The organism is Mesorhizobium sp. WSM4809 (genome assembly GCF_055811655.1).
In genome coordinates this window covers 218,242-235,575 of record NZ_JBVVQW010000001.1, presented here as the reverse complement: position 1 = coordinate 235,575, position 17,334 = coordinate 218,242, and the positions used below count along the sequence as shown (strand labels likewise).

Annotated in this window: 12 protein-coding genes; 1 reads left to right on the top strand and 11 read right to left on the bottom strand. The window is 62.4% G+C overall.

What is annotated here, in order from left to right; translation table 11 throughout:
- Positions 1–19: 19 nt before the first annotated feature.
- The 8 genes from AC0L24_RS00950 to AC0L24_RS00915 form a co-directional block, all read right to left on the bottom strand.
- Positions 20–2,032 (bottom strand): putative 2-aminoethylphosphonate ABC transporter permease subunit, encoded by a 2,013-nt coding sequence (locus AC0L24_RS00950; RefSeq protein ID WP_127811139.1) that lies wholly within the window; start codon positions 2,030–2,032, stop codon positions 20–22.
- Positions 2,016–3,149 carry a putative 2-aminoethylphosphonate ABC transporter ATP-binding protein gene (locus tag AC0L24_RS00945; RefSeq protein ID WP_127270136.1) on the bottom strand — a complete coding sequence of 378 codons (1,134 nt, stop codon included), beginning with the start codon at positions 3,147–3,149 and terminating at the stop codon, positions 2,016–2,018. The genes AC0L24_RS00950 and AC0L24_RS00945 overlap by 17 nt, the downstream gene beginning before the upstream one ends.
- Before the next feature lie 122 nt (positions 3,150–3,271).
- Positions 3,272–4,297, bottom strand: coding sequence for a putative 2-aminoethylphosphonate ABC transporter substrate-binding protein (locus tag AC0L24_RS00940; protein ID WP_127381958.1), 1,026 nt, complete (start codon positions 4,295–4,297; stop codon positions 3,272–3,274).
- 400 nt (positions 4,298–4,697) lie between these two features.
- Positions 4,698–6,056, bottom strand: a complete 1,359-nt coding sequence (pbfA, locus tag AC0L24_RS00935; protein ID WP_127811140.1) for a (R)-1-hydroxy-2-aminoethylphosphonate ammonia-lyase — start codon at positions 6,054–6,056, stop codon at positions 4,698–4,700.
- Between the two features lie 71 nt (positions 6,057–6,127).
- The gene (gene phnY, locus AC0L24_RS00930; RefSeq protein WP_127811141.1) at positions 6,128–7,585 is read right to left on the bottom strand and encodes a phosphonoacetaldehyde dehydrogenase; all 1,458 of its coding nucleotides are present in this window, start codon (positions 7,583–7,585) and stop codon (positions 6,128–6,130) included.
- Positions 7,586–7,809: 224 nt separating this feature from the next.
- Positions 7,810–9,069 carry a phosphonoacetate hydrolase gene (gene phnA, locus AC0L24_RS00925; RefSeq protein ID WP_127266988.1) on the bottom strand — a complete coding sequence of 420 codons (1,260 nt, stop codon included), beginning with the start codon at positions 9,067–9,069 and terminating at the stop codon, positions 7,810–7,812.
- Between the two features lie 24 nt (positions 9,070–9,093).
- Entirely contained in the window at positions 9,094–10,293 is a 1,200-nt protein-coding gene (locus AC0L24_RS00920; RefSeq protein ID WP_127811142.1) for a 2-aminoethylphosphonate--pyruvate transaminase, read from the bottom strand.
- 139 nt (positions 10,294–10,432) lie between these two features.
- Positions 10,433–12,133, bottom strand: a complete 1,701-nt coding sequence (locus AC0L24_RS00915) for a Na/Pi cotransporter family protein (protein ID WP_127397263.1) — start codon at positions 12,131–12,133, stop codon at positions 10,433–10,435.
- 154 nt (positions 12,134–12,287) lie between these two features.
- Here AC0L24_RS00915 and AC0L24_RS00910 point away from each other — a divergent pair, with 154 nt between their 5' ends.
- Complete coding sequence (locus AC0L24_RS00910; RefSeq protein WP_013533042.1) at positions 12,288–13,157, top strand: LysR substrate-binding domain-containing protein; 870 nt, start codon at positions 12,288–12,290, stop codon at positions 13,155–13,157.
- On the opposite strand, the gene AC0L24_RS00905 is transcribed toward AC0L24_RS00910, so the two are convergent.
- The 3 genes from AC0L24_RS00905 to AC0L24_RS00895 form a co-directional block, all read right to left on the bottom strand.
- Positions 13,154–15,628, bottom strand: a complete 2,475-nt coding sequence (locus tag AC0L24_RS00905; RefSeq protein ID WP_127811143.1) for a GcvT family protein — start codon at positions 15,626–15,628, stop codon at positions 13,154–13,156. The genes AC0L24_RS00910 and AC0L24_RS00905 overlap by 4 nt on opposite strands.
- Before the next feature lie 82 nt (positions 15,629–15,710).
- Positions 15,711–16,499 carry a DeoR/GlpR family DNA-binding transcription regulator gene (locus AC0L24_RS00900; RefSeq protein ID WP_127811144.1) on the bottom strand — a complete coding sequence of 263 codons (789 nt, stop codon included), beginning with the start codon at positions 16,497–16,499 and terminating at the stop codon, positions 15,711–15,713.
- Positions 16,500–16,579: 80 nt separating this feature from the next.
- Positions 16,580–17,236 (bottom strand): GntR family transcriptional regulator, encoded by a 657-nt coding sequence (locus AC0L24_RS00895; RefSeq protein ID WP_127811145.1) that lies wholly within the window; start codon positions 17,234–17,236, stop codon positions 16,580–16,582.
- Positions 17,237–17,334 lie beyond the last annotated feature (98 nt).

Below are 17,334 nucleotides of genomic sequence, written 5' to 3'. Positions count from 1 at the left end.
AAAGTCCTAGAGCATTTCATTATCGTACCCGCCAACCCTGAGTTCTTTTAAGGATACCTTTCGAAACAGCCACGTGAATGATCCGCGCGAATGCGTTGGTGTAGAAGATCATCATGCCCATGGCAGCAGCAGGCGCGGTGTCGCCAGCGTCGTCCATGTTGAGCACTGCAACCGAGGCGAGCGCCGTGTGTGTTGTATAGATGAAGACCACCGCGGAAACCGTCGTCATGGCGTTGACGAAAAGATAGATCGAGATGTCAAGGATTGCCGGCAGACAGATCGGCACTGTCACCCGCGTGAACAGGCGATAGAAAGGCTGCTTCAGCGAGGCCGCGACCGGCTCGAACTCACGATCGATCTGCTTCAGCGCCGTCAGGGCCGTCAAATGACCGACCGTGTAAAAGTGCGTCACGGTGCAGACGACCAGGATCGCCATTGTGCCGTAGATCGCGTGCAGCGGATTGGCCGGATTGTTGAAGAAGAAAATATAGGCCAGGCCAAGCACAAGCCCCGGCACCGCCATCGGCAGCATGGCGAGGAAGTGGAAGGCTGCCCGTCCGGTCCTGAAGCCTTCGGTCTTTTCGACAATGTAAGCGCCGACGAAGACGATGACGGTTCCAAACACAGCGGTCAGCAACGAGAGCGTGATCGAGTTGTAGTAAGAAGCCCAGCCCCCGCCATCCATGCGACCGAACGCGAAATTCTTCAGGCTGAGACTGAGGTCGTAGGGCCAAAACTTGACCAGCGCGGCGTACTGGCAAATGCCGATGATGCCGGCGATGAACAACGCGACCAGGCTGCAATAAGCCAGACAGACCAGGTCGAAGCGGCGATTGGGTTTTGCCTCGTAAGGCACCGAGCGGGCCGACAGGAGCGAAACCTGCCTGCGCTGGACCAGGCGGTCGACGACGAAGGCGGCGATGGCCGGGATCAGCAAGATGACCGAGACCACCGCCCCCATCTCGAAATTCTGCTGACCAATCACTTGCTTGTAGATATCGACGGCGAGCACGTTGAACTGGCCGCCGATGACCTTCGGCAAGCCGAAATCGGTGATGACGAGCGTAAACACGACAAACGCCGCGGAGATCAAACCGTAGCGCGCGCCCGGAATGGTAACGACCCAGAACGTCCGCCACTTGCTGGCGCGCAGCGAAGCGGCGGCTTCATATTGGCGCTGGTCGGAGATCGCCAGTGCCGTCGAGATAATGATCAGAGCATGGGGAAAGGTGAAGAATATCGAGCCGACGACAATCCCCAACGGACCGTAGATCGATATGCCGCCAAGCAGGCTTTTCAACAGGCCCTGGTTGCCGAACAGATAGATGAGGGCGATGCCGGGCAGTAGCGACGGCACCAGGATGGGAGCCATGGCGATGAGCCTGAATAGGCCCTTGAAGCGCATCTTGCTTCGGTTCAAAGCGTAGGCGAAGCCGAAGGCTATGCCGACCGTGATGATGGTGCTGATCAGCGCGATCAGGAAGGAGTTCTGGATCGAGCGGAACAGCGTTGGCGTCGAGAAGTAGGTTGTGTAGTTGTCCAACCCAAGCTCGCGCGCGGGCCTCAGCATAATGCGCCGAAAGGTGTTCGAGTCGACTTCCTGCCATTCGGTGCCGCGGTGGAGTTGCGTGCCGATCAGGAAATAAGCGTCATCGGTCGTGCCGCGGACCTTGTATTTGACCGGGCTGCGGAAACTGAAATCCGGAAAGAAGCTGGTGGCCGGCAGCCGACCATCGGAACTGGTCGCAAGCTTTTCTGGCGGGACCGCGGCGAGTTTCTCGTTCAGAGCGGCGGCCGTCACTGGCTCGCCGAAATTGCCGAGCTTGTCGCTGACCTGGAATTCGAACGCGCCAAGATCGAAGCTGTAGGTCGAGAACGATTTCGACAGCATCACGTAGAGCGGGGCTGCCAGCGACAGGACCAGATAGAACGAGATGACGACCAGCAGGCCGCGCTTGATCAACTCGTCCTTGTCGAGCGACTGTCGGAGCGCCCGACCGGACGGCATCAGGATATCAGTTGCCGCCGCCATGGCGCTCTCCTTGCGGGAAGACAAGCAGTCGGTCGGCGGGCAGTTCCACCGTTAGCGCTCCGCCTTCGGCGAGGCCGAGACGCCGCGTGGCGTTGACCGAGAAATCGGCGATCAGAATCTCGTCTCCAAGCTCTCCGCCGCGCAGCCGGGTGCGCCAGAACGAACCCAGGAATTCCATTTCACCGACGGTCACTTCGATCAGGTTTTCCGAAGTCTTCACCACATCGGGTGCTCCAGGCGAGCGCGAGCCCGGCCCGTGTGGAATCACGTCTTCCGGCCGAATGGCGGCGACGACTGCTTCGCCGTTCGCAAAGCTGTGCGGCGCGCATCTGAAAGCCTTCGTCCCGAAGCCTACCGAATCTGCTCCTACCGTCGCATCAAACTTGTTGGTCTCGCCGATGAAATCGGCGACGAACAGCGTCCTGGGATGGCGATAGATTTCAGTTGGGCTGCCGACCTGCTCGATGACGCCATGGTTCATAACGACAATGCGGTCGGCCAACGACAATGCTTCTTCCTGGTCGTGCGTAACCATGATCGTGGTGACGCCGAGCTTGCGCTGCAGCCCCTTGATCTCGTGGCGCAAGTGCACGCGCACCTTGGCGTCGAGCGCCGACAGCGGCTCGTCGAGCAGAAGCAGGCCGGGCGAGGTGGCGATGGCCCGGGCGAGCGCGATGCGCTGCTGCTGCCCGCCGGAAAGCTGCGCTGGGTATTTCTTCGCCTGATCGGGCAAGCCGACCAGCATGAGCAATTCCTTGACGCGGGCATCGATCTCGGCGCGCGGCCGTTTGGTGTTTTCCAGGCCAAAGGCGATGTTCCTTTCGATCGTCAGATTGGGAAACAGCGCGTAGGACTGAAACACGATGCCGTAGTCGCGTTTTGACGGCGGCAGCGTTGAGATATCCCTGCCCCCCTGGCGGACGACGCCTCTGGTCTGCAGGTCGAGGCCGGCGACGGCGCGCAGCAGCGTGGTCTTGCCGCAACCCGAAGGGCCGAGAAAGCAGATGAATTCGCCTTCGTTGATGTCGAGCGAGATGTCCTTCAGCGCATGGAACTCGCCGAAGGCCTTCCAGAGATGTTCGATCCGCAGGTAAGCCGTGTTGCCGGCAGCGGTCATGGGATGCACCTCGGCCAGCGTTGCCGATAGATCAGCGACGGGTTCGTGTCTCATTTTGACCATCCGGGAAGAGTTACGAGAAGGGCGCCGCTCTGACGGCGCCCTGTCGAAATGCTCTGCGTCTAGCTCTTGGGCTCAGACTTGGCGTCGTAGCGCTTCGTCCACTCGTCGAGAATGGCCTTGCGGTGGTTGGCCGCCCACTCGAAGTCATTATCGATCATCTTGGACTCGATATCTGCGGGCAGGAATTCGACCGGCTTGGCGACATTCGGCATAGCCAGAACCGCATAACCTACATTGTACATCTCGTTGGCCTCCTTGCTGATCGACCAGTCGAGCAGCGTTTTGGCGGCTTCGAGATTTTTCGTTCCCGCAACGATCGCGGATGCCTCCATGTCCCAGCCGATGCCTTCGGACGGGATGACGATATCGAGGGGGGCGCCCTCCTTCTTCGATTTCGCGGCGCGGAACTCGAACGAGATGCCGATTACGGTTTCACCGGCGGCGGCCATTTTGCACGGCTTCGAACCTGAATGCGTGTAGGCATCAATATTCTGATGCAGGGCGTCCATATAGGCCCAACCATCCTTCTCGCCGAACAACTGCAGCCAGCTCGATACATCGAGGAAGCCGGTGCCGGACGAGGCCGGGTTCGGCATCACGATGTGACCCTTGTATTCCGGCTTGGTAAGATCTTTCCAGCTGGTCGGCTCGGTGAGGCCAAGCTTTTTGCCCTCCACGGTGTTGAAGCAGATCGAAGCCGCCCAGGCGTCCATGCCAACCCAGGCCGGTGGCGTGTCCTTGTCGACAAACTTCGGCTTGAGCAATTCGACGCCTTTTGGCGCATAGGGCTCAAGCATGCCTTCGGTCTTCAGCACCAGAAGCGATGTAGCGGCAAGGCCCCAGACAACGTCGGCCTGCGGATTGTCCTTTTCGGCCAACAGCTTGGCGGTAACGACACCCGTGGAGTCGCGGACAAAGTTCAGTTTGATGTCGGGATGGCTCTTTGTGAAAGTCTCGGCGTAGCGGGCGAGATCTTCGGCTTCAATGGCGGTATAGACTGTCAGTTCGGAGGTTTCGGCAAAGGCGGCGGATGACATCAATGCCGCGGCGAAGGCCATTGCGATAGTTGCGTTGCGCGATTTCATGCTCAGTTCCCCTTTGATTGTTGGCACATTCTGCGATGCACTGTGACGATCGCGCCGGTGGACATTGCGGCCCTGTAGCGCTTGTGGATTTCGTCGTTGGGTCAACTCTGGGGATTGGTGATCGATAAGTAAAATCTATTTATTTTATGACAGACAAACTTCTCCTGATAGTTGTCATGGAACTGTCGCATGCCTGTTGCGGCCGCGATTCCGCGCTTGCGAAAGCCCACGATTGGCAACGGAGACGGTTATGGTCAGCCGAACGAAACGCCCGTTGTCTGTGCCCGCAAACGCGGGTCGGACGAGCGGACAGTCACCACCAGATCGCCCCCCCTCGCCCGCAAGCCCGCGTCGATTTCAGGGCATTCGAGCTCGCGGTCGGTGCGCACGGCCTTCATGGTCAGGCCGCCAGCACGGCGGTCTCGAGGATGTCGAACGCACGATCGAGATCAGCTTTCGAAATGACCAGCGGCGGCGACAGCGTCAGCACATTGCCCTGGCTGACCTTGAAGCTCAGCCCCTGCCCCAGGCAAGCATAGAAGACGCGTTCGGCGAGATCGCGCGCCGGCTCGCGCGTATCGCGATCCTCGACGAGCTCGACGCCGACCATCAGTCCCCTGCCCCTGACGTCGCCGACATGGGGCGAGCGCGCCATCAGGTGCTGCATACGCTCCAGCATGTGCCGGCCAAGTTCGGCCGCGCGTTCGACCAATCCTTCCTCCAGGATGATGTCGATCGTCGTCAGTGCGGCGCGGGTCGTCACCGGGTTCTTCTCGTGGGTGTAGTGGCCGATCGCGAAGCCACCGGTGACGTCGAGGTCGCGGCGCGCGATGACGGCGGCGATCGGCAGGATGCCGCCGCCGAGCGACTTGCCGAGGACGACGATGTCGGGCGTCACATCATCATGCTCGTGGGCGAAGAATTTTCCCGTCTTGCCCAGCCCGGTCGGGATCTCGTCGAAGATCAGCAGCGTGCCGTGCCGGTCGCAGGCTTCGCGAACCCGCTTCCAGAAACCGGGCGGCGGCGGGTTGGGCGTCGCCCGCATCGGTTCTGCGACGACCGCCGCCACGTCCTGTTCGCGGCCGAGCACATAGGCGATCATGTTGGCGCAAGCGAGCCCCGAGGTTTCGAGGGAATCGTGGCCATAGGGACAGCGATAGCCGTCCCAGGGTGCGACGTGCTCGGTGCCGGTCATCATCGGGCCTGATATGTGCGAGCGGAAGGTCGCCTCGCCGCCGACGCTTGCAGCGCCGAAGCCGGCCCCGTGGAACGCATCCCAGAACGACACCGTCTTGAAGCGGCCGGTCGCGGCGCGGGCGATCTTCAGCGCGACCTCGATGGCATCCGAACCACCGGTGGTGAACAGCACCTTGCCGAGATCGCCGGGCGCCAATGCCGCCAGCTTCTCCGCCAGCTCGACAGCGGGCTCGCAGGTAAAGCGGCGCGGCGCAAAGCAGAGCTCATCGAGCTGCTTTTTGATCGCCGTGACCAGCCTTGGATGGCCGTAGCCGAGGTGATGCACGCTGTTGCCGTGGAAATCCATGAAGCGGCGGCCAGCGGTGTCCTCGATCCAGATGCCTTGCGCCTTCGCGATGGTCGAAAGGCAGGGGCTGGACAGACTCTGGTGCATGAAGGCAGCCGCGTCGCGATCGAGCAAGCCGCGGATCCGCGGATCGTCATGCCCGGCATCCCATCGGCCGCGAGCCGCTGTGGTGTTGGAATCGCCTTCGGTGTGCACAAGCTCTTTGATCGCGGCCATCATGGTCTCCGAAACGCGAATGAGGGAGCGGCGAACGCTCCCTCCATTGTTTATCCGTCAATGCCGCCCGGTCAGGACCAGGGCAGCGAAAATGTCTTCACATTGGTGTAGCTCTTCATCGCCTCGATGACGCCTTCCTTGTAGCCATTGCCCGAATCCTTGATGCCGCCGAAGGGCGACATCTCGATGCGGTAGCCCGGCACTTCCCAGATGTTGACGGTGCCGACCTGAAGGCCGGCGATGTATTTCTGCATGCGCGGAAAAGAGTTGGTGCAGACGCCCGACGACAGGCCGAAGGCGGTCGAGTTGGACAGTGCGATCAGCGCATCATCGTCGTCCGGCGCGCGAACGATCGGGATGATCGGGCCGAACGTCTCCTCCATCACCAATTCGGATGTGTGAGGAACGCGATCGACGACGATCGGCGGCAGCAACGCGCCCTGACGACCCGGATTGTAGAGGATTTCGGCGCCCTGCTCGGCGGCCATGTGGACGCGGGCTTCGAACAGCGCCGCCGCCTTCTCGTGCACGACGGTGCCAAGGTCGGTCGAGCGGTCCATCGGATCGCCGAAGCGGATTTTTTTCGCCCGCTCCAGCACCAGCGGCACGAAGCGGTCGGCGACGCTTTCCTGAACCAGGATGCGCTTGACCGCGGTGCAGCGCTGGCCGGAGTTCTTTGTCGCGCCGGCGACGGCCAGATCCGCGGCTCTGGCCAGATCCTCGTCGGAGAGATCGTTGAGGATGATCAGCGGGTCGTTGCCGCCGAGTTCCAGCACCTGGCGCTTGTAGCCGGCGGTGCGGGCGATCATCTTGCCGACCGGCACGCCGCCGGTGAAAGTGATCAGGTCGATATTGTCGTTGGTGATCATCTCGTTGCCGATGTCTGCGGGCCAGCCGGTCACCACCGACAGCATTTCGGGCGGCAGACCGGCTTCATAGAGAATGTCGGCCAGGAGAAGCGCCGTCATCGGCGTCAATTCGGTCGGCTTGACCACCACGCAATTGTTGGTGGCGATCGCCGGCGCCACCTTGTGCGAGACCATGTTGAGCGGGTGGTTGAACGGCGTGATCGCCGAGATCGCCTTCAACGGCTCGCGGGTGGTGAAGATCTTGCGCGCCTTGCCGTGCGGGGTGAGGTCGCAGGAGAAGATCTGGCCGTCGTCCTGGATGCACATCTGCGCCGACAGCGTGAACACGTCATAGGCACGGCCGACCTCATAGAGCGAGTCCGTCTTGGAGATGCCGAGCTCGAGCGTGATGAGATCGGAGATTTCTTCGCGGCGCGACGCCAATGCCTCGGCGGCGCGGAACAGGATCTGCTGACGCTCGTAGCGCGTCAGCTTCGATTTGTAGCTGGCGGCGATCTCGAATGCTTTTCGCGCGTGCTCGGCACGCCCGGCCGGCACGGTGCCGATGACGGTGTCGTTCCAGGGGTAGCGCACCTCGACGACGCCGTCGGCATCAACTTTCTTGCCGGCAATGCGCATCGGCTCGTGGCGGACTGTGATGGCTGGGTCGAGCTTGGTCATGGGTTCTGCTCCAGCAGATTCTTGGGTACGTCGCGGGGTCGACCCCCACTCCGGCCCTCCGGGCCACCTCTCCCCCGATCGACGGGGGAGAGGAAATCAGGCGAAGTCGGCGCCCCCACGTTTCCCGGCTAAGCCGCGGCTAACCCTGGCGCCTTTCTCTCCCCCGTCGATCGGGGGAGAGGTGCCGAGCGTAGCGAGGCGGAGTGGGGGGTCCACACTAGCGCTCAGCCCGCCAGTGCCGCCGCCATTGTGGCGTAGTAAAAGGCGTCGAAGTTTCTCAACACAGGTTCATCAGGCAATTCCGGCAGCACACGATTGACGATGAACGGCACCTCCTGCTCGGTCAGCCCACCATGCGACCGTAGCGGTTCGTTCAGAGCCGCCAGGTCATGGCGATGTTCTGAGGTGCCGATCGTCTTGTTCTCGGTCGAGATCAGCACGATGTCGCCGATGCGATCTGCCGGCAGCTCAAAGCGCTCGCACGCCGTCGGGCTGTCGACGACCAGCATGATGCCGTCGATCTTCGCCAGCCGGGCCATGATGCCGGCCTGATCTGCGCCATCAGGCAGATAGGCGGTGGCAAACGAGCCGAGCGCGCCGTGATGCACGACATAGGGGTCGGTGATCGGCAGGATGACGCGGGCGGCGTCCTTGCCCAGCCACTCGTCGAGAAGGTCCTGGACATAGACGACGTCGGGCGAACCGTCCGCCTTGTGCTTGGGCTTCATGCCATGGTCGGCGGTGACGACGATCGCCGCGCCCAGCGCATCAAGCTCGGTCAGGTATTTGTCGAACATCTCGTAGAAGGCGTTGGCCTGCGGCACGCCCGGCGCGTATTTGTGCTGCACATAGTCTGTGGTCGTCAGGTACATGATGTCGGGACGGAACTCCTTCAGCAGCTGCACACCGGCGGCAAAGACGAATTCCGAAAGTTCGGCCGAATAGACCTCCGGCACGGGCAGCCCAAAATGTTTCGAGGCATTGTCGATGCCGTGCTCGGCCCTGGTGGTGGTGTCGGATTTTTCCGCCGAGAAGCACAGCGCGCGGCCTTCATCGAAGGCAAGGCCCTTGCCAAGCAAAGCACGCAGCTTGTCCTTGGCGGTGACCACGGCGACCTTGGCGCCGGCATCATAGAAGGCCTGGAAGATGGTCGGCGCGCGCAGGAAGCGCGGGTCGTTCATCATCACTTCCTTGCCGGTCTCGCGCTCATAGAGATAGTTGCCACAGATGCCGTGCACCGACGGCGGCCGGCCGGTGGCGATCGACAGATTGTTGGGATTGGTGAAGCTCGGAATGACCGAGTGCGCAAAACGCACCGTGCCCTTCTGCTTGATCCTGACCAGAGCCGGCATCAGCCCGGCCTCGATCGCCTCGTCGAGATAGGCAGGCTCGCAGCCGTCAAGGCAGATGGCGATGGCCGGCACACGCGGCCAGGCGTAGGTGCGGCCGTTGACCGCGACGTTGATGGGAGACATCTGGTTCATCTGATATCCTCGAGATCGGCCGCTTCAGGCGGGGAGTTTGGCGCGTTCGGCGAGTGCCGCGGCGGGTGGGGCGGCGGTGTCGACGCCCATTTCATGAAGCGAGAAGGCCGCCGCCTCGACGACGCGGCGCATGACATGTTCGTCCATCTGGCCGATGCAGCCGACGCGGAAGCTATCGACGGCGGTCAGCTTGCCCGGATAGATGATGAAGCCCTTGTCCTTCATCAGATCGTAGAAGCGGTCGAAGGCGAAACTGGCATGGGCCGGGTTGAAGAAGGTGACGATGATCGGCGACAGCCAGCGATCCCCGAGCAGTGTCTCGAAACCGAGGTCGCGCATGCCGGCCACCATGACGTCGCGGTTCCTCGTATAGCGAGCGCCACGGCCGGCGACGCCGCCTTCGGCCTCGTGCTGGCGCAGTGCTTCGAGGAAGGCAGCGACGACGTGCGTCGGCGGCGTGTAGCGCCACTGGCCGGTTTTGTTGAGGTGCGCCCACTGGGCGTGGACATCGAGCGACAGCGAATGGCTCCTGCCTTTGGCAGCCTCCAGCTCGCTCTTGCGGGCGATGATGAAGCCGAAGCCCGGAACGCCCTCAATGCACTTGTTGGCGGACGAGACCATCGCCTCATAGCGGATATCGTTGACGTCGAGCGCTACGGCGCCGAACGCGCTCATGGAATCGACCAGCAGCTTGCGACCCTTGGCATGGACGGCTTGCGCAATCTCGGCGACCGGATTGAGGATGCCGGAGCTGGTCTCGCAATGGATGGCGATGACATGGGTGATATCAGGGTCGGCCGCGAGGGCCGCCGCCACCTCGTCGCCGCGCGGCGGCAGATAGTCGCCCTTGTCGATCAGCGTGTAGGCGCGGCCGAGATACTGCATGGTCTGCGCGGCGCGCAGGCCGTAGGCGCCGTTGGCCAGCACCAGAACCTTGCCATCTCTGGGCACAAACGAACCCAGCATCGCTTCAACGCAGAAGGAACCGCTGCCTTGCATCGGCACGCAGTCGAACTCATCGTTCCTGTCCCCGGTCAGCGCCAGCAGGCGGCGACGCATATCCGATGTCATGGCGCGGAAGTCGCCGTCCCACGATCCCCAGTCGCGCAACATCGCCTCCTTGACCGAATAGGCCGTGGTAAGCGGCCCTGGGGTCAGAAGATACGGCTCGCCCAGCGCCGGACTGGCCAGCGGCTCCGCGGCAAATTTCGTCTCGGCGAGCATGTTGTCCTCCGCTCGATCTGCGTTCGATGTGGCCTTATTCTTGGCCTGAATGATCTATTTGTAAAATCGTTATTTTGTATCGATGTATCGATTCTAACGATGGCAAGGATTGCCACTCGCCAGCGGAGAATATCGCCCGTCAGGCGAGCGCCGGAGCCATCGCTTCCGCTGCCCCTCTCGCCAGCCGGCTTTCGAGCAGATCACCGCTCTGCGTCAGCAAGGGATAGGCGACCGAGGCCATCAGCGAGTTGATCTCCTTCAGCGCCCGCACCGCCTCCAGGTGGATGTCGCTGGTGTCGATGCTCTGCGGCATTCCTGATTGCAGGCGCTTGAGGTGACGGTCATGGCTCATGCGTTCCAGTCTGCGCATCCGCTCCTTCTCGACGACGAGTTGCCGCGCCGACTCGAGATCGCTCGACACCAGCACATTGAGTGCAAGCTGCATGTTGGCCATGACACGGTTGTGAAGCCCGGCCAGTTCGCTCCAGCCGTCGCGTGAAAAGCGCAGGTTCTTGTCACGCAGCTCCTGGGTGAGCACGAGCAGGTTCTTGGCGACGATATCGCCGGCGCGTTCGAGATTGATGGCGAAGTCGGTGAGTTCTATGCCGCGCTGCGCCTCGGCCGCGCTCATGCTGCCGCGATTGACTTCGGCAATGTAGAGCTTGATCTCGGTGTGGGCGCGGTTGACCTCCTCATCAAGTTTTTGGGCTTGGCGTATCTGGTCGGCGGTGCCGGCGTCGAAGAAATCCATCACCGGGCGCAGCATCACCTCGACGACTTCGCCCACGCGCAGCAACTCGCGGGTCGCACTGGCCAGAGCGAGACCGGGTGTGCGCATGACGGTGCGGTCGAGCGCGCTGGTGCGGCGTGACATCAGGTCCCCAGCCTCCCCTGCCTTTGCCGCTGGCCTGTCGGGGATCAGCAAGGTGGCGAGCTTTTCCATCGTGCCGGTGAACGGCAAGCAGCAGATGACCAGCACCATATTGAAGGCAAGGTGCAGGTTGACCAGTTGGCGGCCTTCGGTTGCGCCGAACAGATGCGCCGGGAAGGTCACGGCCTGAAGCGCAAACAAGGCGGCGAGCGCCGTCGTGCCGCGAAAGATCAGATTGCCAAGCGGGACACGGCGCGCCTCGACGGCATCGCCGCGTGTCAGCCACACCGCAATCAGCGCACCACCGCAATTGGCGCCGAGGATGAAGAGCAGGCCGACCTCGACCGGCAAGACGCCTTGCGCGGCAAGCGTGACGAACAGCAGGATCGCCGCGACGCTGGAGTGGATCAGCCATGTGAACAGGGCAGCTGCGGCAAAGGCGGTGAAATAGTCCGTGCGCAGATAGGAAATCACCAGTGGCAGCAAATTGCTCTGCCGCATCGGAGCGGTCGCCTCGCCGATCATATGCAGCGACAACAGGACGAAGGCGACCCCCATCAGGATTCGCCCGCTCTGCCTGATGCCAGCCACCTCGAACTTCAGGACCATCGCGCCGCCGACCAGGATCAGCGCCGGCACCAGCCAGCTGAGATCGAACGACAGCACCTGCACGACCAGGGCGGAACCGAGATCGGCGCCCAGCAGGATCGCCAGCCCTGATGACACCGAAACCATGCCGCTGGCGGCAAACCCGGCCGCCAGGATCGCGACTGCGGTCGAGCTTTGCAGCAGCACGGCAAGCACGGTGCCGACGCCCGCCGACCTGATCCGTGCACCCCGGGCTTGCCTCAGGGCATCACGCAAAGCGGGGCCGCAGGCCCGCTCGACACCCGTACGCACCATATGCACGGCCCAGAGCAGCAGCATGACCGCACCCGCCAGATGCAGCAGGATGATGGAAAATTGCATGGCGACGCCTCCGGTGCCAACGGCCGGCAGGGATGTCGACCATGCTCAGGCTGAGGGTCGGCAAAACATAAGTCAAATCGTTCCTTTCGATCTTTTCCTAAGCCATCCTTATGATAGGATGTCGGCGATTTCAGAAGTGTCGGAGGCACGGCAGATGCGCTACGTCCAGTTGCGAGCCTTTCACCAGGTGGCCATCTGCGGTGGCTTTTCACGTGCCGCCGAGGCGCTCTTCCTGACCCAGCCGGCGATCTCGGACCAGGTGCGCAAGCTCGAGGAAGAGTATGACGTGCTGCTGTTCAACCGCAACAAGAAGCAGGTCACGCTGACCCATTCGGGCCAGAAATTGCTCGAAATAACCCACCGCATGTTCGATACCGAGCAACAGGCGCTGGAGTTGCTGACGGAGTCCCGCGCCCTGCGTTCCGGCACGCTGCGCATCGTCGCCGATGCCGCACATCATCTGCTTCACATTCTCGGCAGCTTCCGGGCTCGCTACCCCGGCGTCCAGGTTTCGGTGCGCGCCGGCAACACCGAGACGGTGATCAGCAGCCTCTACAGCTACGATGCCGACATCGGCGTGCTGGGCGAGGTGCCGACAGGGCGCGATTTCGAGGTGCTGAAACTCAACTCGACGCCGATCATCGCGTTTGCATCCGTCGACCACCCGCTGGCCGCGAAAAAGTCGCTCACCCTCAAGCAACTCGCGCAGGAATCGCTGGTCATGCGCGAGCGCGGTTCGAAGACGCGTCAGAAACTCGAAGATCTCGCAGCCGCCTCGAAAATCGAACTCAGGCCGGCGATCGAAGCCGAGGGCCGCGAAGCGGTCCGCGAGATCGTCGCATCGGGCGCCGGCATCGGCTTTGTCTCGGCGGCCGAATTCGGCCAGGATTCGCGGCTGGTGCCGATCACCATCGATGCTCCCGAGACCCTGATGGACGAAGCGCTGATCTGCCTGCGTGAACGCAGCGGCGGCAAACTGGTGCGGGCGTTCCTGGATATGGCAAGGTCCATGTCGGCGGATTAGGCGGCAGCGCGAACCTCCACCACATCAGCCTTCACCCGCTCCGACTTCGGATCGTAGGGGCTGCGCAGATGTGCTGTCGCGGCATGGCGAACGCCGGCAAGGTCGATCTCGAAACGACCACCGGTGAGAAACGCAGCATCGACGCCCGCCTCGTTCTCGATCAGCCCGAGCGCCACCGAGCGGCCAAGCGTGTGGCCGTAGGCGGCCGAGCGGACTTCGCCGACCGGCTTGCCGTCGCGCAGGATCAGTTCGCCGCCCCACAGCATCGGCTCGGCATCATCGAGCGTGCACAGCACGACGCGTCTTGCCGGTGCTGATGGCTTCGTCTCAACCAGCGCGTCGCGGCCGATAAAGCCACCCGGCTTGTCCATCGCCACAGCAAAGCCAAGCCCAGCCTGCCAAGGGCTGATATCTGGCGTCAGTTCACGACCCCAGGCGCGAAAACCCTTTTCGATACGCAAGGCGTCGAGCGCGTAGTAACCGGCATCGATCAGGCCAAACTCGCTGCCAGCCTCATGCAGTGCCTCATAGACACCGACGGCGAATTCGGTCGGCACGATCAGTTCCCAGCCCAGTTCGCCGACATAGGTCATGCGGTTGGCATAGGCGGTGGCATAGCCGATATCGATCTCGCGGATGGTGGCGAAGGGAAAGCCGGCGTTGGAGAGATCGGCCGAGGAGAGTTTGCCCAGCAGATCGCGCGAGCGCGGCCCCATCAATGCCAGTACCGCGTAGGACGAGGTGACATCGGTCAAGATTGCATGCGCGTCGGACGGGATGTTTTTGACGATCCAGTCGGCATCGTGGATGGCTTGCGCCGAACCGGTGACGATAAGGAATTTCTCCACGCCAAGCCGCATCACGGTGAAATCGCTTTCATAGCCGCCACGTGCATTGAGCACGCCCGTATAAACAGATGTACCGACCGGTACGTCGATATTTCCGGCGCAGATCCAGTTGAGCGCGGCGCAGGCATCGTGGCCTTGCACGAGGAGCTTGGCGAAAGAGGTCTGGTCGAAGACGGCGACGGCTTCGCGTGTCGCCGTCATCTCGCGCTTGACCGCCTCGTGCCAGTTCTGACGGCCGAAGGCATAGTCGTTTTCGGCTTTTTCTCCCGGTGCCGCGAACCAGTTGGCGCGCTCCCAGCCCATTTTGGAACCGAAGCAGGCGCCCCTGGCGGCGAGCCGGTCGTAGAGCGGCGACCGGCGGAACGGCCGTGCGGTATCCAGTTCGCGGTTCGGCCACGGCATGGCGTAGTGCAGGCCGAGCGTTTCCTTGACACGGTCATGCAGCCAGCGCGGATTGTTGTTGAAGGGGGCGAAACGCCTGATATCGACCGGCCATAGATCCATGGTCGGCGCGGCGTTGACGATCCATTCCGCCAGCGCCCTACCCGCACCGCCGGCGCTGGCGATGCCCATCGAATTGAAGCCGGCGCCGACATAGAAATTCTTCAACTCCGGCGCCTCGCCAAGGAGAAAATTGTTGTCCGGCGTGAAGCTCTCGGGACCGTTGTAGAATTTCTTGACCTCGGCCTCGGCCAATTGCGGCACGCGGACCAGCGCGTTTTCCATCAGGATTTCGAACTGATCCCAATCGTCCGGCAACAGCGCGAACTCGAAATTTTCGGGAATGCCATTCATGCCCCACGGCTTGGCGTGCGGCTCAAAGCCGCCCATGACCAGGCCGCCGACCTCTTCCTTGAAATAGATGAAACCGTCGGGGTCGCGCATCACGGGCAGGTCCGGGTGCACGCCCTCGATCCTGCCGGTAACGATGTACATGTGCTCGGCCGAATGCAGCGGCACCGAGACACCGCACATCAGCCCGACCTTGCGCGCCCACTGGCCGGCGCAATTGACGACGATCTCGGCGGCAATGTTGCCGCGATCCGTCTCGACACCGCAGGCGACACCATTCCTCTGGCTGATACCAGTGACCTTGACCCGCTCGATAATTTTCGCGCCGCGATTGCGCGCACCCTTGGCGAGCGATTGCGTGAGATCGGTCGGATTGGCCTTGCCGTCGCCCGGCAGCCAGACGGCGCCGACCAGATCGTCGGTCGCCATGACCGGCCAGAGATCCGCCGCCTCCTTCGGCGAAATCACATCGATGTCGACCCCCTGGGCGCGTGCCGATGCGGCCGTGCGCTTCAGCACCGTCATGCGGTCGGCGGTGCGCGCCACCGACAGCGAGCCGCAATTCTTCCAACCGGTGGCGAGTCCGGTCTCCGCTTCCAGCTCGCCATAGAGCTGCGTAGAGTATTTGATCAGGCTGGTCATGTTGGAATGACTGCGCAACTGGCCGACAAGCCCTGCGGCGTGCCAGGTGGTGCCACCGCTGAGTTGCCCCTGTTCGAGCAGCACAACATCGGTCCAGCCGAGCTTCGTCAGGTGATATGCGACCGAGCAGCCGATGATACCGCCGCCGACGATGACGACGCGCGCCTGGGTGGGAAATTGGTTTGCCATGGGAGATCCTGCCGTTTTGACACGAGCCGGATCATAGCAGTCGAATTCCAAATATCAACACAAAATACCACAAAATATCACATCAAGATGCAACCATCAACTCAGGCCCCTTGCGCGCAAGCGCTTCGGCGATGTCGGCCTGCGGCTTCGCATCGACGATCACGCCGGCGGCGTGCTGAAAATTCGGGATCCTGAGCGGCGTCAGCTTTGCGAACTTGCTGCTGTCGAGAACGAAGTAGGTTTTGGCGGCAAGCGCGATCATGCGGCTGCGCTGTTCGGCGCCGGCGCGGGTGAAATCGGTCACCTCGCCGTCGGGCGACAGCGCGCCACCACCGAGGAAGGCGATGTCGACGCGAAAGCGCGCCATGGCTTCGAGCATGTCGATGCCGGAGGCTGCTTCTTCGCCGGGATCGACTTCGCCACCCAGCATATGCACGCGCATGCCTGAGACGTGGCACAGCAGAAGCGCGATCGGGAGGTTCGCCGTGCAGATGGTGAGATCGCGCAGGTCGGTCATGGCTTGTGCGACGGCCAGCGTGGTGGTGCCGGAATCGAGGAACACCACCATGCCGTCCTTCACAAGACCGGCAGCTATCCTGCCGATCGCAGCCTTGCCCCGGGCATTCTCCTGGCTGCGCAGGCTCATTGCCGGTTCGCTCGGCTCGAAACGGGCAGCGCCGCCATGGACGATGCCGAGCTGCCCTTTATCCGACAGCAGTTTCAGGTCGCGGCGGATGGTTTCGCGTGAGACATCGAAGAACCCGGCCAGTTCGGCGACACTGACAGACCCGTGAGCGCCCAGCCGCCGCAGGATCTCTTCGTGGCGACGTGGAGCAAGGGCGCGCGCCGGCAGGCTGCTGTCGGGGGACATGATGATCCTGGATCGAGTATCGATGTTGCAATATGTGGCAGTGATCGCGCGCAGAGGCAACCGGAGCTCAAGCCACGCCGTCAGGATTTTCGCGACAGACCATCTTCCCTGATCGCGCTGACCAGCGTCTCGCTTCCCTCGCGAAGATGCTGCCTCAGAATGCTTATGGCCTTGTCCTCCTTGCGCGCCCTGCAGGCGGCCAGCAGGTCGCGGTGCTCCGTCTGCGAGCGGCTGCGATAATCCAGGTTCGACAGGAGGATGCGGACGTAGCGATCTGCGGCATTGTGGTGCGCCTCGATCAGGCCGAGCAATCGACGGTTACCGCAGGCGTCGTAGAGAGCCAGATGAAAGGCACGGTTCAGCGCACCCCATCGGCCGACATTGCGCTCCGCGTCGATCTGGTCGAGCACCTGTTCCGCCTCGTCGAGCTTCGCGCCGGCGAGGTTGGGAAGCGAAAGCCGCACCGCCTCGCATTCAAGCAGTTCGCGCAGTGCGTAGATTTCACCGATCTCGGCGCCGTCCATCCGGGCGACCTGCGCGCCTTTTGTCGGATGAATGGAAACAATACCTTCGGCTTCCAATTGGCGAAGGGCGTCACGAATTGGCATGCGGCTGAAGCCAAACTGCTCGGCCAATTCATCCTGGCGCAGCGAAGTGCCCGCCTTGATGGTTCCACTGGCGATCGCTTCGCGCAGGACATTGGCGACCTGTGCGGCCACGGTCCGCGGCCCCTGCATCACGCTTTCCGCAAATCCTCGCAATCGATGCTCCCGCTCACATGGTGCCAGCCTAACTGAAGACTCCCCATGTGGATATATGTATGCCCGTATACATA